The following is a 21,440-nucleotide window of genomic DNA, read 5'->3' as shown; positions in this document are numbered from 1 at the left end:
GCGCACACCTATGCGGATCGGCGGGCGTGACGGAAGCGGATGCGGGTGCCCGGCCTCGCCTGTGCGACGAGGTCGAGCGAGGCATCCGTCACCACGGCGATCACGGGGTAGCCGCCGGTCACCGGCCCGTCGGCGAGGAGGATCGTCGGGCGCCCGCTCGGCGGGACCTGAATCGCCCCGGGGACCATGCCCTCGCTGGGCAGCTCGTCCGTGCGCGAGCGCGCGAGCGGCGGCCCGTCGAGGCGCGCGCCGATGCGGTCGGCCTGGTTCGACACGGTCCACACGGCGTCGAAGAGAGCCGCCTGCGCGGCGGCGGTGAACCAGTCGGCGCGCGGGCCGGGCGCGAGCTCGAGCGTCACCTCGTCGTCGTGAGGCGCGCCCCACGGGGCGGGCGGCGCGACCGGGATCGGGGTGGATGCGTCGCTGCGCACAGCCACGCCCTCGCCGGGCCGCAGCGCCGCCGGGCCGAGACCGGCGAGCAGGTCGGCCGAGCGGGATCCGAGGACGGCGCGTCCGTCGAGGCCCCCACGCACGGCGAGATACGCACGCGCGCCGTGCGCGAACCAGTCGAGGTGCAGCTCCGCGCCGGCGGGCCAGGCGTGCGCCTCGTAGGGATCGACCTCGCGGCCGGCGAGCCGGATCGGCCCCCACGCGCCGGTCACCGCGAACCACAGATCGCGCACGGCCACGGCGCGCAGGCCGCCCATCGTCACCTCGACGCACGTCGCCGGCTCGGCGTTGCCGACCAGCCGGTTGGCGGTGCGCAGCGCGGCGCGGTCGAGCGCTCCCGATCCGGCGACGCCGAGGGATGCCGCCCCGGCGCGGCCGAGATCCTGCAGCGTCGAGAGCAGCCCCGGCTCGACCACCTCGAATCCTGTCGAGAATTGAGGAGATTCGGCGCTGCCGCCGTCCGGAGACGGCGCACCCTCGGCGTGTCTCCTCGTTTCTCGACGCCCGGCGTCCTCCCGGCGCCGGAACCGCACGCGCGCTCCCGGCGCGAGAAGAGCCGGGGAGGCGGCATCCGGATCGAACAGCGTCGCGTCCGTCGTCCCGATCAGTCGCCACCCGCCGGGCGTCTCGCGGGGGTAGGCGCCCGAGAACCGGCCGGCGAGGCCTACGGCACCGGCCGGCACGCGGGTGCGCGGTGACGCCAGTCGCGGCACGTCGAAGGGCCAGTCCTCGCTCACGAGGTATCCGAAGCCGGGCGCGAAGCCCGTGAAGGCGACGGTCCAGTCGGCGGCGGCGTGGCGGCCGGCGAGCTCGTCCGTGCTGATTCCGAGAAGCTCCGCGGTGTCGGCGAGGTCGGCGCCGTCGTAGGCGATGTCGAGCTCGATCAGCGGGCCGTCGCCGATCGTCCCGCCGTCGGCACCGACGGCTGCCGCGACCGCCCACGATCGCGCCGCGGACGGCAGCAGCAGGCTCGGGTCGATGCGGACCAGCACGGTGCGCGCGGCGGGGACCACATCGATCACGCCGTGCGGGCGGGACGAAACGAGCGCCGCGTGCACGGCGACGACCTCGGCGAGCGAGTCCGTCTCCAGAAGGAACGCACGCTCGCCCATGGGCAGGACGCGGGCGTTCACCACGGCGCCCGCACCTCGATTCCGTCGGCGTCGAGCGCTGAGCGCACCGCCCGGGCCATCGCCACCGCCGCCGGGCTGTCGCCGTGAAGGCACAGCGAGGCGCCGTCGACGGCGACGAGCGTGCCGTCGACGGCGACGACGACCCCTTCCCGCACGAGGCGCACGGCACGGGCGGCCACCTCCTCAGGATCATGGAGCAGTGCACCGGGTGCCGTCCGCGGCACGAGGCCGCCGGCCGACGTGTACCCCCTGTCGAGGAACGCCTCGCGCACGAAGGGGAGTCCGACCGACGCCGCGGCCGCCGAGATGGCGCCGTCGAGGCCGAGCACCGGCAGCGGTCGGCCGAGCAGCTCGGACTGGTCCACGATCGCGCGGGCGACGGCATCGGCCTGCGCCCGGTCGCTCGTGACTGCGTGATAGAGCGCGCCGTGCGGCTTGACGTACCGCACGTCGGCGCCGGCCGCGACGAGGGCGCCGAGCTGCACGGCAACCGACGCAGCGAGCTCATCGGGCGCCATCGTCATGGGGAGGCGGCCGAAGCCCGCAGGGTCGGGATAGGAGGGATGCGCACCGACGGCGACCCCGTGCCGAGCGGCCCGCTTGACGCAGTCACGCATCGATGCGGCATCCCCCGCATGTCCGCCGCACGCCACGCTCGCGCTCGAGATCACCGCGAACATCGCCTCGTCATCCGCGGTGGGTGCGCCGTCCACGGTCTCGCCGAGGTCGGCGTTGAGGTCGATGGCCGCCATGGCTCCACGCTAGCGGCGACGCGCCGAGGACCGGCAGGGCTAACGTGGAGCGCATGGCGCGAGGCAGGGACGAGGCATCCGCTCCCGCCGTCAGGCTCTCGGACGGCACCCTCGCGCGCGTCGTGACCTCGGCGTACGGCGGTGGGTGGGAGCTCGACGTCGACGGCACCCCGCAGTCCCACGTCGACCTCGACGACCCCACGCACCTGCACTTCGAGTACATCGCGCGGATGGGCGCGGTCATCGACCGGCTCCGGATGCCGCGACAGCCGCTGACCGCCATCCACCTGGGCGCCGGCGCGCTCACGATCCCGCGCTACATCGAGTCCACGCGGCCGGGGTCGCGCCAGCAGGTCATTGAGCTCGAGCCCGCGCTGTGGGACCTCGTGCGCGAGCACCTTCCGCTCCCCCGCGGCGCATCGATCCGCGTGCGCATCGGCGACGCCCGCGAGGGCCTCGGCCGGCTCCCGGCCGGGCTCGTCGGCGCCGCCGACCTCGTGGTCTCGGACGTGTACTCGGGTGCGCAGACCCCCGCCCACCTCACGACGGTCGAGTTCTACGCCGAGGCGGCGAGGTTCCTCGCTCCCGACGGCGTGCTGCTGGTGAACGTCGCCGACGGCGCAGGACTCGCGTTCGCACGGCGACAGGTGGCGACGATCGCGACCGTGCTCGACCACCTGATCGTGCTCGCGGAGGTGCAGACCCTCAAGGGGCGGCGCTTCGGCAACCTCGTGATCGCGGCGTCCCGCGCACCCCTGCCCACGCAGTGGCTGCCACGTCTCATGGCGGCAGGACCCCACCCCGCCAAGGTCACGCAGGGCGACGAGGTCGTCGAGTTCGCGCGCGGGGCGCGCATCGCCACCGACGCCGACGCCACCGCATCGCCCAAGCCCTCGGCATCCGTCTTCGACCGGTGACGCGACCGGCTTCCGGTCGGTGTCCCGATTTCGCTCGGCCGTGTCCCGATTTCGCTCGGTCGGTGTCCCGATTTCGCTCGGTCGTGTCCCGATTTCGCTCGTTCCCGGTCGCCCTTGTGGACGAAATCGGGACATGCACCGCGGCTCGGCGTGCCACAGCCGGAGAACCGCGTCGCGCGAGGCACACTGGAACGAACGAACGACCGCATGCGAAGGGAGTCGCTGTGAGCTACATCCGCGGGTACGACCCCGACACCCTGCGCGAGAAAGTCGACGCTCGTCACTGCCGCGAACGTCTCGACGAGATCGGCGAGCAGCGCAGCCTTCCCGCTCTCCTCGAGCGGGTCTGGCTGCTGAAGGTGCTCGAGCGGACCGAGGACGCCCTCGTCGTGTCGGAGCAGTCTGTGCGCGTCGCCCGTATGGCCGGCACGCGCAAGGACCTGCTGCGCGCGCGCATCCTCCACGCCACGGTGCTGCAGGCGCGCGGCGCGTACGCCGCCGCCGACCAGGAGCTCACGACCTGCGCCGAAGAGGCCGAGGGCCAGGGGTGGGCCGGCATCGCCGCCTTCGCAGTCCAGCACCGCGGCAAGGTCGCCTACGAGGCCGGTGACTTCGACGCCGCACGCCGCGACTTCAAGCGGGCGCTGTTCCTGCGCCAGGAGTCCGGCGCGCCCGACGATCAGCTCGAGTCGACGCTGCTCGCCATCGATGCCGCCGACCGCCGCCGAGCCGCGGCATCCGTCGCCAGCTGACTGTCGGCGGCTCGGCCTAGTCTCCCTCCATGTCGGATCTTCACCGCGTGCGCCATTGGGCCGAAGCCCTCATCGCAGCGCACCTCGACGACACCTGGTCGTTCGGGTTCGACAACGCCAAGCGGCGCGCGGGCCTGTGCGACTACACGCGCCGGCGCATCAGCGTGTCGCGCTACCTCGCCGCCCGGCACGACGACGACGACAACCACCAGACGCTGCTGCACGAGGTGGCACACGCGCTCGCCGGTCCCTCGGCGGGCCACGGTCCGCGGTGGAAGGCCATCGCCCGCGAGCTCGGATATGTCGGCGGCACCACCCACCGCGGCGAGACGGCGACCGAGCTCGCGCCGTGGATCGGGGTCTGCCCTTCCGGGCACGTCGCCTACCGCCACCGCCGGGCGACGAGGCCGACGTCGTGCGCGAAGTGCGCGCCGCGATTCGACGAGCGCTTCGCCTTCTCCTGGACGCGACGCGAGATCACCCCCGCCACGCGCCTCGCCGCGAAGACGCCGCGCTGATCACAGGGCGGTGAACACCCCGTCGCGCAGGACGGGGACGACGGATGCCGCGTCCACGGCCGCCGCCGCGAGCACCTCGTCCCGCGCACCTGCCGCGTCGAGTTCGCGGCCCGACCCGCTCGCGGTGAGCAGGTGCTTCGCCGCGCCGCGCAGGGCACGGAAGCCCTCGCCGGCGACCGCGGCCTCCGGCGAGGAGTGATCGACGCCGAGATCCGCGAGCGCGGCGATCACGGCTCCGGCCCCGAGGAGATCCTCGACCGCGAACCGCACGGGCGCGTCGGGATCACGCGACGTGCGCTCACCGCACGCGATGACGGCGATGCTGGTGCGCACGCCCCGGCGCTCCTGCTCGGCGAGGACCGCGCGGGCGATGGCTGCCGCGTTTCGGAGGCCGCCGAGCACGACCAGCCCGGTCGCCGCCGCCGCGACGGACGCGCCGTTGATCGAGACGGCGTGGGCGGCGCCGTCGAGCGCAACGTCCTCCCCGCGCTCGACCGCCTGGATCACCGTCGAGGAGAAGCGGAGCACGTCGACGACGACGACGATGTCCGACGGGGCCAGGCGGGCGAGGCCGCTGGCGCCCCATTCGAAGCGCACCTGATACGAGGACTGATCGAACGAGGACGCGGCGGCGGGCATCCCTCCAGGGTAGGCGTGGTGCGCCCCCTGGCACGTCTGCTGGACGGGCGACGTCGGCTGGACGGGCGACGCCGGCGTGACGGGAGCGACCGAGATCGTGGGATGAACCGACAGGGAGCAGAGCCGCAACGACGCCCGAGCAGTCACCCGGTGCAAGACTGGAGCATGCGCATCCTGCTCAAGCTCGTGATCGACTGCGACCCGGATGCCGCGTGGCGGGCGGTGCACTCGCCGCGCGCCGTGGCCGAGCTCTACGGACCGCTCCTCGATCTCGAGCCGATGATCCCCGACGGCCTGCCGACATCCTGGTCGCCCGGCGACGACGTCCCCGTCCAGCTCTCTGCTCTCGGCAAGGTGCCCGCGGGGCAGCAGCTCATCCACGTCAGCGAGCGCGAGGTCGACGAGCCGGCCGGACGCGTGCGGATCTTCCGCGACAGCGGCATCCCCCTGACCGGTCCGCTGTCGAGTCTCGGCGTGTGGGACCACCAGATGGCCGTCTCCCCCGCGCCCGGAGAGCCGGGCCGCACCCTGTGGCGCGACCGCCTCGTGATCGGCGGCCGGACGGCCCCCATCCTGTGGCCGGTCCTGTGGAGCGCGTGGCAGTGGCGCGGCGCGCGCATCCGGGCGCTCGCACCGACCTGGGCCCACGACCTCGCCGACGACGCCGATCCCGCGATCTGACCCGGCCCTCACCCTTCCCGACAGATCCGTTTGTGCGGGCGAATGCGCGCTCAAGTCCCCTGACGGGCGCGCATTCGCCCGCACAATCGACCGATGAGTGTGGCCGACCGGCGTTGACGGGTCTCAGTCCGCCAGCGCCTCGACGGGTGCCACGCGGGTCGCCAGGCGCGTGGGCACGACTGCGGCCACGAGCGTGAGCACCGCGGTCGCGACGACGATGAGGAGGACGGGGATCCACGGGACGGCCGGAGCCACGAAGGTCGGCGACTGCCACAGCGGCGGCACCTGCACCGAGCCGAGGAGCGACTGCGCGCCCGCCCAGCCGTAGGCGGTGCCCAAGACGAGACCGGTCGCCACCGCGGCGATCGTGATGTGCGCCGCCTCGAGGAGCACCATGTGACGCACCTGACCGGTGGACAGTCCGAGCGAGCGCAGGAGTCCCAGCTCGCGCCTGCGCTGCACGACGCCGATGGTCAGGAGGTTGACGAGCCCGACGGCCGCGATCACCGCCGAGACCGCGACGAGGCCCATCATGATGCCCGCGAACGTGTCGATGATCGTGTTGAACTCGGTGTCCACCTGACCGCCCGCCGACGCGGTCACGACGGACTTCACCGTCTCGAGCGCGACGGCGAACATCGTCACGAGCGTGACTCCGATGACGACGCCGATCGCCATGCGGCTCGAGCGCTCCGGGTAGCGCAGCGCGTTCTCGGCCGCGAGGCGCGAGGTCGCCGAGCGCCCGAAGAGTCGCCCGACCAGGCGGAGCACCGGGGGCATGATCAGCGTCGAGCCGAGCACGAGGCCCGTGAACGAGAGCAGCCCGCCGACGAACGCCACGACCACCCCGAGCGGGGTCAGCAGTCCGAGCGCGATGCCCGCCGCGAGCAGCGCCGCGCCGGCCGCGAACAGCCCGATCGCGCCGGCGTTGCGCGCCCGGTGCCCCGCGAGCGACTCGTGCGTCGCCTCGACCGAGCCGCCGAGCGCCTGCAGCGGGGTCACGGAGAGCACGCGACGGGAACCGACCCACGCCGCCGCCCAGGTCGTGAGCGCCACGATGATCGCGGGGATCACGAGGACTCCCTGCACGACGCCGTAGCCGACGTCGTCGATGCCCAGCAGCAACTCCGCGAGAGCGATGCCGGCGGCCGAGATCGCCGTGCCGACGACGAGGCCCAGCACGGCGCCGATGACGCCCACCACGAGGCCCTGACGAGCGACCTCGGCGCGCTGAGACCGCGCGGACGCCCCGATGAGCCGCATCAGCGCGATCCGGCGCGTGCGGCCGGCGACCACGGTCGAGAAGGTGTTGGCCGTCACGATCGCGGCCACGTAGACGGCGACGCCAGTGAGGATGATGCTCAGGATGATCAGCACGGCGGCGAGCACCTCGCTCTGGCCGATGTACGGGTCGGCACGCAGGATGGCGGCGAGGTATCCCGTCGCCGTGAGCAGCACCGCACCGAAGGCGCTCGAGATGGTCGCGACGAGCACGCTCGCCCCCATTCCGCGCTCGCGCAGCCACAACAGGCGCGACGAGGCGGCGCGCGGGATCCGCTCGGCAGAGACGGGCCCGGCGACGGCGGTCACGACGCCACCGCCGGCTCGCCCGCGCCCAGCTCGGTCGCGAGCATGTAGGCCGAGATCTCCTCGGCGCTCTGGCGCGGCTTGTCGGCCACGATGCGGCCGTCGCCGAGGAACAGCACGCGGTCTGCGTGACTGGCGGCCACCGGGTCGTGCGTGACCATCGCGATCGACTGGCCGTGATCGCGGCTCGCGGTGGCGAGGAGCCCCAGCACCTCGCGCCCGCTGCGGGAGTCGAGGTTGCCCGTGGGCTCGTCGGCGAACACGAGGTCGGGCGCCGTGGCGAGCGCCCGGGCGATCGCCACCCGCTGCTGCTGCCCGCCGGAGAGCTCGTGCGGACGGTGCGCGAGGCGCGGTGTCAGGCCGAGCGTCTCGATCAGCCCGTCGATGCGGGCACGTTCGAGGGCGGTGGGGCGGCGGCCGTCGAGGTCGAACGGCAGCAGGATGTTGCCGAGCGCGTCGAGTGTGGGCACGAGGTTGAACGCCTGGAACACGAACCCGACGCGCCGGCGGCGCAGGATCGTGAGCTCGAGGTCGGAGAGGCCGGTGATATCGGTGTCGCCGATCCACGCTCGGCCCGACGAGGGAGCGTCCAGGCCCGCCATGATGTGCATCAGGGTGGACTTGCCCGAGCCGGAGGGCCCCATGATCGCGGTGAACTCGCCACGACGGATGCCGACCGAAACGCCGTCCAGCGCCCGCACCGTGCTCTCGCCGGCGCCGTAGGTCTTCGTGAGCTGCTGCACCCGGGCGGCCAGGCCCAGGTCGGTGGTTGAAATCTCCATGCTTCGACGCTACGAACCGCCACCGGGCGCGCGCATCGGCCAGGCGAGGCATCCGCGTACATCTCGAGGATGATCTCTTCCGGCGCGAGGCCGCCCGGCGCTATCGTCGCGGCAGGACTCGACGACGAGGAGACCCGCATGCCCGCGACGCCCCTGCCCCCGAGCGGAGCCCTGCCCGACGGCCCGAAGACCTGCGATGCGAGCGGCATGGCCGAGATCCATCGCATGTTCCGCCGCGGCTTCGGCGAAGGCCCCGATCTGGTGCGCCGGGTGTCCGAGGGCGACTCGGCGCACGCCGAGATCGTGGCCACGCAGCTCGAGACGCTGTCCATCGGCCTGCACGCCCACCACGACGGAGAGGACGAGCGACTGTGGCCGGCTCTCGACGAGCGCGCCCCCTCGTGCGCGGCGCACGTCGAGCGCATGAAGGCGCAGCACGCCGAGATGCTCACGCACCTGATCTCCCTCGACGGCACCCTTCCCGCGTGGCGGCGATCGGCGAGCGGGTCGGATGCCGCGGCCGTGCTCGCCGCACTGGACGGCATCAACGCGGCCCTCGCCGTGCACCTCCCGGACGAGGAGACGAACATCGTGCCCGTCATGGAGCACACGATCACCCAGCCCGAGGTCGAGTGGTTCGCCGAGCACGGCCGCAAGGCCGTCCCCAAGGGCCAGACCTGGCAGCAGCTCGGCGAGATCCTCGCCTCGCAGCCCGACGGCGGCGACGAGTGGCTGCACAAGCACATGCCCGCTCCCGGACGCCTCGCGTGGCGGCTGATCGGCCGGCGGAAGTACGCCGCGCACCGGGCTTCCCTCGAAGGCCGCTAGGACGTTTCGTCTCGCTCCGCTCGCTCAACGACCGGACGTCGGTCGTTGAGCGAGGAGCGAAGCGACGAGACGAAAGGCCCCCCGCTCAGGCGAGGCCGTGCTCGAAGGCGAACACGACGAGCTGCACGCGGTCGCGCAGGCCGAGCTTCGCGAGGATCCGGCTGATGTGGGTCTTCACCGTGGCCTCGCTCAAGTACTCCCGCGCCGCGATCTCGGCGTTGGAGAGGCCGCGGGCGGCGAGGGCGAAGATCTCGCGCTCGCGCTCGGTGAGCTCGCCGTAGCTGTCGGGGACCCGCCGGGGAGCGGCATCCGAGAAGTGCGCGAACAGGTCGCGGGTGGCGGATGCTGCGATCACGGCCGAGCCGGCGTGCACCGTGCGGATCGCGGCGAGGAGGAACTCCGGGTCGGCGTCTTTGAGCAGGAACCCGCTCGCGCCCTGACGGATCGCGCGCGCGGCGGCCTCGTCGAGGTCGAAGGTCGTCAGCATCACGATGCGCGGCGGATCGGCGTCGGCGAGGAGCTCGGCGGTGGCGGCGAGACCGTCCATCACCGGCATCCGGATGTCCATCAGCACCACATCGGGACGCGTCGCCCGGACCACGTCGAGCGCCTCCCGACCGTCGGACGCCTCGGCGACGACCTCGAGGTCGGGCTGCGAGTCGACGAGCATGCGGATGCCCGCGCGGAACAGCGCCTGGTCGTCCACGAGGGCCACGCGGATCATGCCGGGGCCCCGATCGGGAGTTGCGCCCGCACGACGAACCGGTCCTCCTCGAGGCCCGCGTCGAGTCGGCCACCGGCCAGCTGCGCCCGCTCGCGCATGCCGATGAGCCCGTGCCCGGGCGATTCGGTCGGCGGCGCCGCGTGGGCGACGGCATTGCGCACCTCGAGCTCCACGAGCGACGGATGCCACGCCAGACGCACGTCGACGGCTCCGCCGTCTCCGTGTCGGAGGGCATTGGTGAGCGCCTCCTGCAGGATCCGGTAGACCGCCAGCTGCGCGGCCGCGGGCGGCTCGCCGTTCGGCGCCGGATCGACGTCGACACGCAGTTCGACCCCGGCGTCGCGCACGTGCGCGTAGAGCTCCTCGAGGTCCGCGAGCATCGGCTGCGGCCCGTCCCCCTGGCTGTGGCGCAGCTGCGTCAGGAGCAGCCGCACGTCGGCGAGCGCGGCGCGCGCCGTCGTCGAGATGGTGCCGAGGGCGGTGGTGGCGGCGGCGGGGTCGGCAGCGGAGGCGTACCGTGCGCCGTCGGCCTGCGCGATCACGACGGCCAGCGAGTGCGCGACGACGTCGTGCATGTCGCGCGCGATGCGCACCCGCTCCTGCTCGGTGACGGCCTCGGCCTCCGCGCGCTGCTGCGCGTCACGGTTCTCGCGGGCGCGGACCCCGGTGCGCACGAGTGCGCCGACCGTCCACGACAGCAGCAGAGCGAACCCGGCGGCGACGAGCACGGCGAGCGCGATCGGGATCGAGCTCCACGTGACGCCGCCCGATCCGAAGTACGGCCCGATCACGAGGTAGACGGTGATCACCAGGGCGCCGACGAACGACGAGGCGAAGCCGAGCCAGAACACCAGCTGCGAGCCGTACGCCGCCGTGGCGTAGAGCACCGCGAAGATCGCCAAGTCGACGGGGCTCGGCGGGCGACCGAACGACATCTGGACGATCGCAGCGAGCCACGCCAGTGCGAGCGCGAGCGCGGGGGACAGCCGGCGCAGCGCAAGCGCCGCCGACAAGAGCATCGTGACCAGGACGGCGGCCAGCACGGCGGCGGCATAATCGCCGTCCCATCCGCGCGCGAGCTGGAGCTCGACCACCAGAGCGGTGAGCGCGAAGAAGCCGGCGACCACCACGTCGGTGACGAGCTGGTACGTCTTCAGCGGGCGGAACACCGTTTCACGGTACGCGAGAGCGGATGCCGCGGCATCCGTCCTGCGATGTATCCGGCGCGGATTCCTATGGTTTGCCCAGCCAACCATTGCCAGCGTCCGCGTGAGGCTTTACTGTCGCGTCACAGGCCGAAACCGACGGGAAACGTCGACTCGACAAGATCGGGAGCGGGACTGCTCCATCGATCCATCCCCGCCGGTCCGAGCCCGAAGGACCTCGATCGAGCACGGACGGAGACACCATGACGACGGTACGCGCAGCCATCTCGCAGACGACCTGGACGGGCGACAAGGAGTCGATGCTGGACAAGCACGAAGGCTTCCTTCGTGACGCCGCATCGCAGGGAGCACAGGTCGTGTGCTTCCAGGAGCTGTTCTACGGCCCCTACTTCGGCATCACCCAGGACAAGAAGTACTACCGGTTCGCCGAGGCTGTCGACGGTCCGATCGTGCAGCGCTTCGCCGACGTCGCCAAGGAGCTCGGGGTCGTCACCGTGCTCCCGATCTACGAAGAGGCCGAGACCGGCGTGTACTACAACACCTCCGTGCTCGTCGACGCCGACGGCACGACCCTCGGCATCTACCGCAAGCACCACCTGCCGCACCTGGACCGGTTCTGGGAGAAGTTCTACTTCCGCCCGGGCAACCTCGGGTACCCCGTCTTCGACAGTGCGGTGGGCCGCATCGGCATGTACATCTGCTACGACCGACACTTCCCCGAGGGGTGGCGCGAGCTCGGCCTGAACGACGCGCACATGGTCTTCAACCCCAACGCCACCAAGCCCGGCCTCTCCAACCGGCTGTGGGAGGTCGAGGGACCGGCCGCCGCCGTCGCGAACGGCTACTTCGTGCTCCAGCCCAACCGGGTCGGCCGCGAGGACAACGAGTACGGCGACCTCGCCGTCGACTTCTACGGCACCAGCCAGGTGATCGACCCGCGCGGCAACTTCGTCGGCGAGCGCGGCTCGGGTGAGCACGAAGAGCTGCTCGTGCGCGACCTCGACCTGGACATGGTGCGGGAGATGCGCGACGACTGGCAGTTCTACCGCGACCGCCGCCCCGACTCCTACACCCGGATCGCGAAGCCGTAAGGGGACGGATCATGACCACCACACTCATCACGGGCGGCACCGTCGTCTCGGCCACGGGCCGCGGCGAGGCGGACGTCCTCATCGACGGCGAGACCATCGTCGCCGTGCTCGCCCCGGGCTCGCAGCTGCTCGGGACGGATGTCGCGGCATCCGTCGACACCGTCATCGACGCCGCCGGCAAGTACGTGATCCCCGGCGGCATCGACGCCCACACCCACATGGAGCTGCCCTTCGGCGGCACCGCCGCGTCCGACACCTTCGAGACGGGCACGCGGGCCGCGGCCTGGGGCGGAACCACCAGCATCATCGACTTCGCCGTGCAGAAGTACGGCGAGCGCGTGCAGGACGGGCTCGCCGCCTGGCACGAGAAGGCGCGCGGCAACTGCGCGATCGACTACGGCTTCCACCAGATCATCGGCGGCGTCGACGACGACTCGCTGCTCGCGATGCGCGGACTCCTCGACGAGGGCGTCTCGAGCTTCAAGCTCTTCATGGCCTACCCCGGCGTCTTCTACTCCGACGACGCCCAGGTGCTCAAGGCGATGCAGGTCTCGGCGGATACGGGCCTGCTCACGATGATGCACGCCGAGAACGGGCCCGCGATCGACGTGCTCGCCGCGCAGCTCGCGGAGGCGGGCAAGAAGGCGCCGTACTACCACGGCATCGCGCGCGCCTGGCAGATGGAGGAGGAGGCGACGCACCGCGCGATCATGCTCGCCAACCTCACCGGCGCACCCCTCTACACGGTCCACGTGAGCGCGAAGCAGGCCGTCGAGCAGATCGCCTGGGCGCGGGATCAGGGCTGGAACGTGTTCGGCGAGACCTGCCCGCAGTACCTGTACCTGTCACTCGAGGAGCAGCTCGGCGCGTTCAGCGAGGAGTGGGGCCAATTCGAGGGCGCCAAGTGGGTGTGCTCCACCCCGCTGCGCAGCCGCGGCGAGGGCCACCAGCACCACATGTGGCAGGCCCTGCGCACGAACGACATCCAAATGGTCTCGACAGACCACTGCCCGTTCTGCATGAAGGGTCAGAAGGAGCTCGGTCTCGACGACTTCCGCGCGATCCCCAACGGCATCGGATCCGTCGAGCACCGCATGGACCTCATGTACCAGGGCGTCGTGACCGGCAAGATCACGCTGGAGCGGTGGGTCGAGCTCACCTCGACCACGCCGGCGCGCATGTTCGGCCTGTACGGCCGCAAGGGTGTGATCCAGCCGGGCGCCGACGGTGACGTGGTGGTCTACGACCCGAACGGGCACACGTCGATCTCCGCGGCATCCCACCACATGAACATGGACCATTCCGCCTGGGAGGGGTTCGAGATCGACGGGCACGTCGACACGGTGATCTCGCGCGGAAAGGTCATCGTCGACGACGGTCGGTACCTCGGCGCCAAGGGCGACGGACGTTTCCTCAAGCGCGGCCTGTCGCAGTACCTCATCTGACGGACCTAGGAGAATCATGGACTTCGGCGTCGTCCTCCAGACCAACCCGCCCGCCGCCAGAACGGTGCAGCTCGCGCAGCTGGCCGAGGCCCACGGCTTCAGCCACGTGTGGACCTTCGACTCGCACCTCCTCTGGGAGGAGCCCTACGTCATCCACTCGGCGATCCTGGGCGCCACGAAGCGGGTGACCGTCGGGCCGTTCGTGACGAATCCCGCCACCCGGGACTGGACGGTCACGGCATCCGTCTTCGCGACGCTCAACGAGATGTACGGCAACCGCACCGTCTGCGGCATCGGACGCGGCGACTCGGCGGTGCGCGTCACCAACGGCAAGCCGGTGACGATGGCCGAGCTGCGCGAGTCGATCCACGTGATCCGCGAGCTCGCGAACTCGCGGGCGGTCGAGTACAAAGGCGCGACACTGCAGTTCCCGTGGAGCCGCGGATCGGAGCTCGAGGTGTGGGTCGCCGCCTACGGGCCGATGGCGCTCAAGCTGACGGGCGAGGTGGGCGACGGCTTCATCCTGCAGCTCGCGGACGTCGACATCGCCGCGTGGATGATCAAGACGGTGAAGGATGCCGCAGCCGCCGCGGGTCGCGACCCCGACGCCATCTCGTTCTGCGTCGCCGCCCCGATGTACATCGGCGCGGATCGGCAGCACATGCTCGACCAGTGCCGCTGGTTCGGGGGCATGGTGGGAAACCACGTCGCCGACATCGTCGCGAAGTACGGCGAGCACGGCGCGGTCCCGGAGGCGCTCACGGCGTACATCGAGGGCCGCCACGGCTACGACTACAACACGCACGGCAAGGCCGACAACGATCACGTCGACTTCGTGCCGGACGAGATCGTCGAGCGGTTCTGCATCCTCGGCACGGCCGAGGAGCACATCGCGAAGCTCGAGCAGCTGCGGGCGCTCGGCGTCACCCAGTTCGCCGGATACCTGCAGCATGACAGCAAGGAGGAGACCCTCCGCGTCTACGGCGAGACGGTCATCCCCGCGCTCTCGGCGCACGTGACGGCCAAGACATGAGGCCGATCGGGTGGACTGCCCGGCGACAGGGCGAGCTGCGCGGGTGGATCGTCGTCGGCTGGGGCGCTCTCGGCGTGTTCGCGGTGCTCGTGCTGTGGGAGCTGTACAAGTTCATCGGTCCCGAAGAGGGCGTCGTGATCGGCGCCGTGGAGGGGGAAGCCGGATCGGGCGTCATGATCCTCCCCCGCACCCACGACCGCGCGATGCCCCATGTGTGGGACATGGTCACGCGGCTGTTCCTGCCGACGAGCGGCGGTGAGACCCCGCCGCTGTGGGTGTCCGTCGCGAGCGCCGCCCTCGTGACCCTCGGCATCGCGGCCGTCGGCTGGATCATCGGGGTCGCCGTCGGCGCGATCCTCGGTCTCGTGATGCAGCGGTGGCGCCTCGTCGAATGGGGGCTGCTGCCGTGGATCGTCGTCAGCCAGATCGTGCCGCTCATCGCCTTCGCGCCGGTGGTGAACGCGATCGGCAACCAGATCGACCGCGGCGGCGGAACGTGGCCGCAGTGGCTGTCGGTGGCGGTGATCGCCTCCTACCTCGCGTTCTTCCCCGTCGCGATCGGCGTGCTCCGAGGCCTCGCCTCCCCCGATCGCATCCACCTCGATCTCATGCAGAGCTATGCCGCCGGGTATTGGCCGACCCTGCTGCGCCTGCGCCTGCCGGCAGCGGTCCCGCACCTGCTCCCGGCCCTGCGCCTCGCGGCCGCCAATGCGGTGCTCGGCGCCGTCGTCGCCGAGGTGTCCATCGGCATGCGCGGCGGCATCGGACGCATGCTCATCCAGCTCGCCGGTCAGGCCTCCAGCGACCCCGCTGCGCCGTGGGGGCCGACGTTCGGCTCGATCGCGCTCGGCCTCATCGCCGCAGCATCCGTCGCCGTCATCGGGCTCGGGCTCGCCAACTACCGCAGAGGAGAAGCTCCGGCATGACCCTTCCCCACACTCTCGACGAGAGCGCCGCCGCCCGGTCCGCCGTGCGGGCCGCCGGCGTCGGCAAGGTCTTCCCGACCAAGACCGGCGATGTCGTCGCCCTCACCGAGGTCGACCTCGAGGTCGGCGAGGGCGAGTTCGTCTCCCTGATCGGGCCCTCCGGATGCGGCAAGTCCACGCTCCTGCGCCTCATCGCCGATCTCGACGGGGCGACCAGCGGCACGCTCGAGATCTTCGGCAAGCCCGCGTCTCGCGCTCGCGCCGATCAGGACTACGGCATCGCGTTCCAGCAGGCGGGCCTGCTGCCCTGGCGCACGGTCGCCGCCAACATCGGCCTTCCACTGGAGCTGCACGGCAGCGGCAAGGCGCAGCGCGCCGCGCGCGTCACGGAGCTCGCCGAGCTCGTGGGGCTCACCGAGTTCATCGACCGCTACCCCGACCAGCTCTCGGGGGGCATGCAGCAGCGCGTCGCGATCGCCCGCGCCCTGGCGGCTCGGCCACGGCTGCTCCTCATGGACGAGCCGTTCGGCGCCCTCGACGAGATGACGCGGGAGTACCTGCAGTCCGAGCTGACCCGCATCGCCGGCGAGACGGGGGCGGCCGTCGTCTTCGTGACGCACTCCATCCCGGAGGCGGTCTTCCTGTCGGATCGGGTCGTCGTCATGAGCCCGCGACCGGGCCGCATCACCGACGTCATCACGACGGGGCTGGGCTCGGTGCGCGACGAGGGGCTGCGCGAATCGCCCACCTACTTCGACCGCGTCACCGCCGTCCGCGAGGCGCTGCACGGCACCCGCATCGAGAGGGCGAACGAGCGATGACTGACGCGGCGACCACGATCCTCCCGCCGCCGACGGGCCGGAAGCCGCGGGCGGGCGCCTCCGACGAGAAGCCGCTGCCCGGATGGCTGCGGATCGTCGCTCCGATCATCGTCGGCTTCCTCATCCTCGCGGTCTGGACGATCTGGGTGGCTTCGGGCACCGCGCCCCGCATGCTGCCGAGTCCGGTCGCCATCGCCGCCGAGTTCGTGCTGCGCTGGCCGATCATCGCCGAGGACATGGCGGTGACCGCGACGAACGCCCTCGTCGGCCTCGTCGCGGGCTCGATCCTCGCGATCCTCTTCGCGGCGCTGGCGGCGGCCGCGCGGCCGATCGACGGCATGCTCGCCCCCCTGATCTCGGCGCTGGCCGTGATCCCGATCGTCGCGATCACGCCGATCCTCAACACGATGTTCGGCGCGTCGAGCCAGTTCGGCCGGCAGGCGGTCGCGACGATCGCGGCGTTCATCCCCGTATTCGTCAACGTGCTGCGAGGCCTCCGGCAGACCCGGCCCGTGCATCGTGACCTGATGCGCGCATCCGGCGCCTCCGGCTCGCAGACCTTCCGCATCCTCACCCTCCCCACCGCCCTCCCCTACCTGATGACGGGCCTGCGCATCGCGAGCTCGCTGGCCGTCATCGCGGCGCTCGTCGCCGAGTACTTCGGCGGCCCCGCCGACGGCATCGGCACGGCGATCGCGACCTACGCGAAATCGGGGCGCGCCGCCCTCGCATGGGCGTACGTCGTCGGCGGCATCATCATCGGCCTCGTGTTCTTCCTCGTCACCTCGCTCCTGGAGCGGCTGGCGACGAGGCGTTCGCGCCACTGACCCCCTCCACCGTCAGCTCCACACCGAGAGAAACGCACCACACGAAAGGATCAGCATGAGACACAGCACCAGACGCGGCATCGCCGTGGCATCCGTCTTCACGATCGCAGCGCTCGCACTCGCCGCGTGCTCCGGGTCCGGGGACTCCGGCGACGGCGGCGACGGAGGGGGCGGCGAGGACTTCGAACCGCTGACCTCGGTGAAGCTGCAGCTGCAGTGGCTGCCGCAGGCTCAGTTCGCCGGCTACTACGTCGCGCAGGAGCAGGGCTACTTCGAGGAGGAGGGATTCGACGACGTCGAGATCGTTCCGTCCGGCGGCGACATCGTCCCGCAGGACGCGCTCGTCGCGGGCGACGTCGACTTCGCGATCGCGTGGGTCCCGAAGGTCCTCGGCACGCTCGAGGCCACCGGCGTCGAGTTGACCGACATCGCCCAGGTCTTCCAGGAGTCGGGCACGATGCAGGTCGCCTGGAAGGGCGACGGCATCGAGTCGGTCGCCGACTTCGAGGGCAAGCGCATCGGCTCGTGGGGCTTCGGCAACGAGTGGGAGATCTTCGCGGCCATGGCCGCGGACGACCTCGACGCGAGCACGGTGTCGATCACGACGCAGGACTTCTCGATGAACGCCCTGCTCGACCGCGATGTCGACGCCGCCCAGGCGATGACGTACAACGAGTGGGCTCAGATCCTCGAGGTCGTGAACCCCGACACGGGCGAGCTGTACCAGCCCGAGGACTTCGACGTCGTGTCGTACCAGGACACCGAGGGGGCCATGCTGCAGGACGCCATCTGGGCCGACACGCAGCGCCTCGCGGATGACCCGGCCTACGCCGACGCCGCGGTGCGGTTCCTCAAGGCCGTGACGAAGGGCTGGATCTTCGCGCGCGACAATCCCGAGGAGGCGGCCGAGATCGTCTACGACATCGCCTCGAACGCCGAAGCCGCCTTCCCGGTCGGCCCCGTGCATCAGCTGTGGCAGATGAACGAGGTCAACAAGCTGATCTGGACCGGAGCCGACTTCGGCCTGGTCGACCAGACGGCGTGGGACAGGACGGTCGCGGGCGCGCTCTCGGCCGTCAACCAGGACGGCCTCGAGCTCATCACGACCGAGCCCGCGGCATCCGCCTTCTCGAACGAGTACATCGAGCAGGCTCTCGCCGAACTCGCGGAGGATGGGGTCGAGGTCGGCGGCGAGTACACGCCGATCGACGTCGTCCTGACCGAGGGCGGCCAGTAGCCAGCCATCCCGTCCGGTCGCACCCCTTCCAGAGGGGTGCGACCGGACATTCCGTCTGACAAGGCGGTGTGCCCGACTGCGATCGTCGGTTGACCGTCGAGCGTCGACCGACGAGCGTAGCTAGGGGGATCACGCCACAGGAAGGACCGCCATGCCCGAAGACCTCGACGCCACGGCAAAGTCGCTCGATCGTGCCCACGTCTTCCACTCCTGGTCGGCGCAGGCAGGACTCGATCTGCCCGTGATCGCCGGTGGATCGGGCACCGTCGTGTGGGACCACGCCGGGAATCGGATGCTGGACTTCGCCAGTCAGCTCGTCAACGTGAACATCGGGCACCAGCATCCGGCCGTCGTCGCCGCGATCCAGGCGCAGGCCGCCGAGCTCGCCACCATCGGACCCGCGACGGCGAACCTCGTCCGAGGACGCGCGGCGCAGCGCATCCTCGACAAGGCGCCCGATGGGTTCGCCAAGGTCTTCTTCACCAACGGCGGCGCCGACGCGAACGAGAACGCCATCCGCATGGCCCGCCTCCACACCGGCCGCGATACCGTCCTGTCGACCTACCGCTCCTACCACGGCAACACCGGCGCGGCCATCGTCGCGACCGGCGACTGGCGACGGATGCCGAACCAGTACTCCCGCGGACACGCGCACTTCTTCGGCCCCTACCTGTACCGCAGCGAGTTCTGGGCGACCACTCCCGAGGAGGAGTCGGCCCGCGCGCTGCACCACCTCGAGCGCGTGATCCAGTCCGAGGGCCCCGCGACGATCGCCGCGATCCTGCTGGAGTCGGTGCCCGGCACCGCCGGCATCCTCGTGCCGCCGCCCGGCTACCTCGCCGGCGTGCGCGCGCTGTGCGACCGCTACGGCATCGTGCTCATCCTCGACGAGGTCATGGCCGGTTTCGGCCGCACCGGCCGCTGGTTCGCCTTCGAGGGCTACGACGTCGTCCCCGACCTCATCACCTTCGCCAAGGGCGTCAACTCCGGCTACGTGCCCGTGGGCGGCGTGATCATCTCGGACGCCATCTCGGCCACCTTCGACGACCGCGTCTTCCCGGGCGGGCTCACCTACTCCGGACACCCGCTGGCGGCGGCATCCATCATCGCCTCGATCGATGCGATGGAGGACGAGGGCATCGTCGAGAACGCCCGCCGCATCGGCGACGACGTCATCGGCCCCGCACTGGCCGGCCTCGCCGAAAAGCACCGTCTCATCGGCGAGGTGCGCGGCGAGGGCGTCTTCTGGGCGATCGAGCTCGTCAGCGACCGCGCGACCCGCGAGCCGGTCGGCACCGACGTCATCGGCCGGCTCAAGAAGGAGATGTCGTCGCGCGGCCTCATGCCGTTCGCCGCCGACAACCGCATACACGTGGTGCCGCCGTGCGTGGTCACCGACGACGAAGTGGCGCAGGCCATGTCGATTTACGATGAAGCTCTGACGAGCGTCGAAGAGGACCTCTCTTGACGCGTGCGCGTCCTCTCACGAGGAGGGCTTCCCATTGGAGGGCAGGAACACCATGACCGACACGACGACCCTGGAGCGGACCGACCAGTCCGCGACGACGATCCTCGAGCACTGGGTAGGCGGCGGCGCCTGGGCCGGCACCTCCGAACGCACCGGCTCCGTCTTCAACCCGGCGCTGGGAACCGTGCAGAAGAGCGTGCGGTTCGCCTCGACGGCCGACGTCGGCACCGCGGTGGACGTCGCGTCCGAAGCGTGGGCGGGATGGCGTGATGCGTCCATCGCCAAGCGCCAGACGGTGATGTTCGCGTTCCGTGAGCTGCTCAACGCCCGCAAGGGCGAGCTCGCCGAGATCCTCACCCGCGAGCACGGCAAGGTGCTCTCCGACGCGCTCGGCGAGATCGCGCGCGGCATGGAGGTCGTCGAGTTCGCGTGCGGCCTCGGCCACCTCACCAAGGGCGCCTACTCCGAGAACGTGTCGACGGGCATCGACGTGTACTCGCTGCGCCAGCCGCTCGGCGTCGTCGGCATCATCAGCCCGTTCAACTTCCCGGCCATGGTGCCCCTGTGGTTCTTCTCCATCGCGCTCGCGGCCGGCAACGCCGTGATCCTCAAGCCCAGCGAGAAGGACCCGACCGCCGCGAACTGGATGGCCGCGCTCCTCAAGGAGGCCGGACTCCCCGACGGCGTGCTCAACGTCGTCCACGGCGACAAGGAGGCCGTCGACGCGCTGCTCGAGCACCCCGACGTGCGGGCGATCTCGTTCGTCGGCTCGACGCCGATCGCGAAGTACGTCTACGAGACCGCCACCTCGCACGGCAAGCGCGTGCAGGCCCTCGGCGGCGCGAAGAACCACATGCTGATCCTCCCCGACGCCGACCTCGACCTCGCCGCCGACGCGGCCGTCAATGCCGGCTTCGGCTCGGCCGGCGAGCGCTGCATGGCGATCTCGGTCGTGCTCGCGGTCGACACCATCGCCGACGAGTTCGTTCAGAAGGTGTCCGAGCGCATGGCGACGCTGCGCACGGGCGACGGCATGCGCGGCTGCGACATGGGCCCGCTCATCACGGGACAGCACCGCGACAAGGTCACCTCCTACCTCGACATCGCCGACGCCGACGGCGCCTCGGTCGTGGTCGACGGGCGCGACGTCGAGATCGACGGCGACCCCAACGGCTTCTGGCTCGGACCCACGCTGATCGACAACGTGCCCACGACCTCGGCCGTGTACCAGGACGAGATCTTCGGCCCTGTCCTCTCGGTCGTCCGCGTCCAGGGTTACGAGGACGGCCTCGGCATCATCAACTCGAGCCTTTACGGCAACGGCACGGCCATCTTCACCAACGACGGCGGCGCCGCCCGGCGCTTCCAGCGCGAGGTGCAGGTCGGCATGATCGGCATCAACGTGCCGATCCCTGTGCCGGTCGCGTACCACTCGTTCGGCGGATGGAAGGCCTCGCTGTTCGGCGACGCGAAGGCGTACGGCCCGCATGGGTTCGACTTCTTCACCGCCGAGAAGGCCGTCACCTCGCGGTGGCTGGACCCCTCGCACGGCGGTCTGAACCTGGGCTTCCCCCAGCACGACTGAGCGCGCACACCGGATGCCGCGGCCCCGCGTGGGTCGCGGCATCCGCGTCTCCGCTCTTAACGCCACCACGCCCTCTCC

At 71.2% G+C, this 21,440-nt stretch carries 21 protein-coding genes; 14 read left to right on the top strand and 7 right to left on the bottom strand.

Annotated elements, in window-relative coordinates:
* Window positions 1-8: 8 nt before the first annotated feature.
* Together ASD93_RS00665 and ASD93_RS00660 are read right to left on the bottom strand one after the other, a co-directional pair.
* Entirely contained in the window at window positions 9-1,586 is a 1,578-nt protein-coding gene (locus ASD93_RS00665) for an urea amidolyase family protein (protein WP_235566842.1), read from the bottom strand.
* Window positions 1,580-2,335 (bottom strand): LamB/YcsF family protein, encoded by a 756-nt coding sequence (locus ASD93_RS00660; RefSeq protein ID WP_056117623.1) that lies wholly within the window; start codon window positions 2,333-2,335, stop codon window positions 1,580-1,582. The genes ASD93_RS00665 and ASD93_RS00660 overlap by 7 nt, the downstream gene beginning before the upstream one ends.
* A 53-nt stretch (window positions 2,336-2,388) precedes the next feature.
* On the opposite strand from ASD93_RS00660, the gene ASD93_RS00655 reads away from it, so the two are divergent.
* The 3 genes from ASD93_RS00655 to ASD93_RS00645 all read left to right on the top strand — a co-directional run bounded on the left by ASD93_RS00655 (window position 2,389) and on the right by ASD93_RS00645 (window position 4,522).
* Window positions 2,389-3,252 (top strand): spermidine synthase, encoded by an 864-nt coding sequence (locus ASD93_RS00655; protein ID WP_056117622.1) that lies wholly within the window; start codon window positions 2,389-2,391, stop codon window positions 3,250-3,252.
* Window positions 3,253-3,476: 224 nt separating this feature from the next.
* Complete coding sequence (locus ASD93_RS00650) at window positions 3,477-4,004, top strand: hypothetical protein (RefSeq protein ID WP_056117621.1); 528 nt, start codon at window positions 3,477-3,479, stop codon at window positions 4,002-4,004.
* 29 nt (window positions 4,005-4,033) lie between these two features.
* Window positions 4,034-4,522: a SprT-like domain-containing protein gene (locus tag ASD93_RS00645; protein ID WP_056117619.1), complete on the top strand. Its 489-nt coding sequence runs from the start codon at window positions 4,034-4,036 to the stop codon at window positions 4,520-4,522.
* Here ASD93_RS00645 and ASD93_RS00640 read toward each other — a convergent pair whose 3' ends face one another.
* Window positions 4,523-5,161 (bottom strand): 2-phosphosulfolactate phosphatase, encoded by a 639-nt coding sequence (locus ASD93_RS00640; protein ID WP_056117617.1) that lies wholly within the window; start codon window positions 5,159-5,161, stop codon window positions 4,523-4,525. It lies immediately after the preceding gene.
* Window positions 5,162-5,326: 165 nt separating this feature from the next.
* Here ASD93_RS00640 and ASD93_RS00635 point away from each other — a divergent pair, with 165 nt between their 5' ends.
* On the top strand, window positions 5,327-5,842 hold the full coding sequence (locus ASD93_RS00635; protein WP_056117615.1) for a hypothetical protein: 516 nt from the start codon (window positions 5,327-5,329) through the stop codon (window positions 5,840-5,842).
* Between the two features lie 123 nt (window positions 5,843-5,965).
* Here ASD93_RS00635 and ASD93_RS00630 read toward each other — a convergent pair whose 3' ends face one another.
* A complete protein-coding gene (locus tag ASD93_RS00630) occupies window positions 5,966-7,432 on the bottom strand; it encodes an ABC transporter permease (RefSeq protein WP_056117614.1) in 1,467 nt (488 codons plus the stop codon).
* Window positions 7,429-8,211: an ABC transporter ATP-binding protein gene (locus tag ASD93_RS00625; RefSeq protein WP_056117611.1), complete on the bottom strand. Its 783-nt coding sequence runs from the start codon at window positions 8,209-8,211 to the stop codon at window positions 7,429-7,431. Before ASD93_RS00625 ends, ASD93_RS00630 begins: the two co-directional genes overlap by 4 nt.
* 138 nt (window positions 8,212-8,349) lie before the next feature.
* On the opposite strand from ASD93_RS00625, the gene ASD93_RS00620 reads away from it, so the two are divergent.
* Complete coding sequence (locus ASD93_RS00620) at window positions 8,350-9,039, top strand: hemerythrin domain-containing protein (protein ID WP_056118979.1); 690 nt, start codon at window positions 8,350-8,352, stop codon at window positions 9,037-9,039.
* 85 nt (window positions 9,040-9,124) lie between these two features.
* On the opposite strand, the gene ASD93_RS00615 is transcribed toward ASD93_RS00620, so the two are convergent.
* Both ASD93_RS00615 and ASD93_RS00610 read right to left on the bottom strand, forming a co-directional pair.
* A complete protein-coding gene (locus ASD93_RS00615; RefSeq protein WP_056117609.1) occupies window positions 9,125-9,763 on the bottom strand; it encodes a response regulator in 639 nt (212 codons plus the stop codon).
* A complete protein-coding gene (locus ASD93_RS00610) occupies window positions 9,760-10,932 on the bottom strand; it encodes a sensor histidine kinase (protein WP_056117607.1) in 1,173 nt (390 codons plus the stop codon). Before ASD93_RS00610 ends, ASD93_RS00615 begins: the two co-directional genes overlap by 4 nt.
* 239 nt (window positions 10,933-11,171) lie before the next feature.
* Between ASD93_RS00610 and ASD93_RS00605 the strand changes: the two genes are divergently transcribed.
* The 9 genes from ASD93_RS00605 (at window position 11,172) to ASD93_RS00565 (ending at window position 21,362) form a co-directional block, all read left to right on the top strand.
* Window positions 11,172-12,020: a nitrilase-related carbon-nitrogen hydrolase gene (locus ASD93_RS00605; protein WP_056117605.1), complete on the top strand. Its 849-nt coding sequence runs from the start codon at window positions 11,172-11,174 to the stop codon at window positions 12,018-12,020.
* Window positions 12,021-12,031: 11 nt separating this feature from the next.
* Window positions 12,032-13,465, top strand: a complete 1,434-nt coding sequence (hydA, locus tag ASD93_RS00600) for a dihydropyrimidinase (protein ID WP_056117602.1) — start codon at window positions 12,032-12,034, stop codon at window positions 13,463-13,465.
* A gap of 16 nt (window positions 13,466-13,481) precedes the next feature.
* The gene (locus ASD93_RS00595; protein ID WP_056117599.1) at window positions 13,482-14,498 is read left to right on the top strand and encodes a TIGR03842 family LLM class F420-dependent oxidoreductase; all 1,017 of its coding nucleotides are present in this window, start codon (window positions 13,482-13,484) and stop codon (window positions 14,496-14,498) included.
* The gene (locus ASD93_RS00590) at window positions 14,495-15,424 is read left to right on the top strand and encodes an ABC transporter permease (RefSeq protein ID WP_056117597.1); all 930 of its coding nucleotides are present in this window, start codon (window positions 14,495-14,497) and stop codon (window positions 15,422-15,424) included. Before ASD93_RS00595 ends, ASD93_RS00590 begins: the two co-directional genes overlap by 4 nt.
* Entirely contained in the window at window positions 15,421-16,245 is an 825-nt protein-coding gene (locus tag ASD93_RS00585; protein ID WP_056117595.1) for an ABC transporter ATP-binding protein, read from the top strand. The genes ASD93_RS00590 and ASD93_RS00585 overlap by 4 nt, the downstream gene beginning before the upstream one ends.
* Window positions 16,242-17,072, top strand: a complete 831-nt coding sequence (locus ASD93_RS00580) for an ABC transporter permease (RefSeq protein ID WP_082569087.1) — start codon at window positions 16,242-16,244, stop codon at window positions 17,070-17,072. Before ASD93_RS00585 ends, ASD93_RS00580 begins: the two co-directional genes overlap by 4 nt.
* A gap of 55 nt (window positions 17,073-17,127) precedes the next feature.
* A complete protein-coding gene (locus ASD93_RS00575; protein ID WP_056117593.1) occupies window positions 17,128-18,309 on the top strand; it encodes an ABC transporter substrate-binding protein in 1,182 nt (393 codons plus the stop codon).
* Window positions 18,310-18,460: 151 nt separating this feature from the next.
* Entirely contained in the window at window positions 18,461-19,777 is a 1,317-nt protein-coding gene (locus ASD93_RS00570; protein WP_056117591.1) for an aspartate aminotransferase family protein, read from the top strand.
* A gap of 52 nt (window positions 19,778-19,829) precedes the next feature.
* Window positions 19,830-21,362, top strand: a complete 1,533-nt coding sequence (locus ASD93_RS00565) for a CoA-acylating methylmalonate-semialdehyde dehydrogenase (RefSeq protein WP_056117589.1) — start codon at window positions 19,830-19,832, stop codon at window positions 21,360-21,362.
* Window positions 21,363-21,440: the final 78 nt, after the last annotated feature.

The organism is Microbacterium sp. Root180 (assembly GCF_001428485.1).
GTDB lineage: Bacteria > Actinomycetota > Actinomycetes > Actinomycetales > Microbacteriaceae > Microbacterium.
Note: the sequence above shows the minus strand (reverse complement) of the source record. Positions and strands in the feature narration are given on the sequence as shown.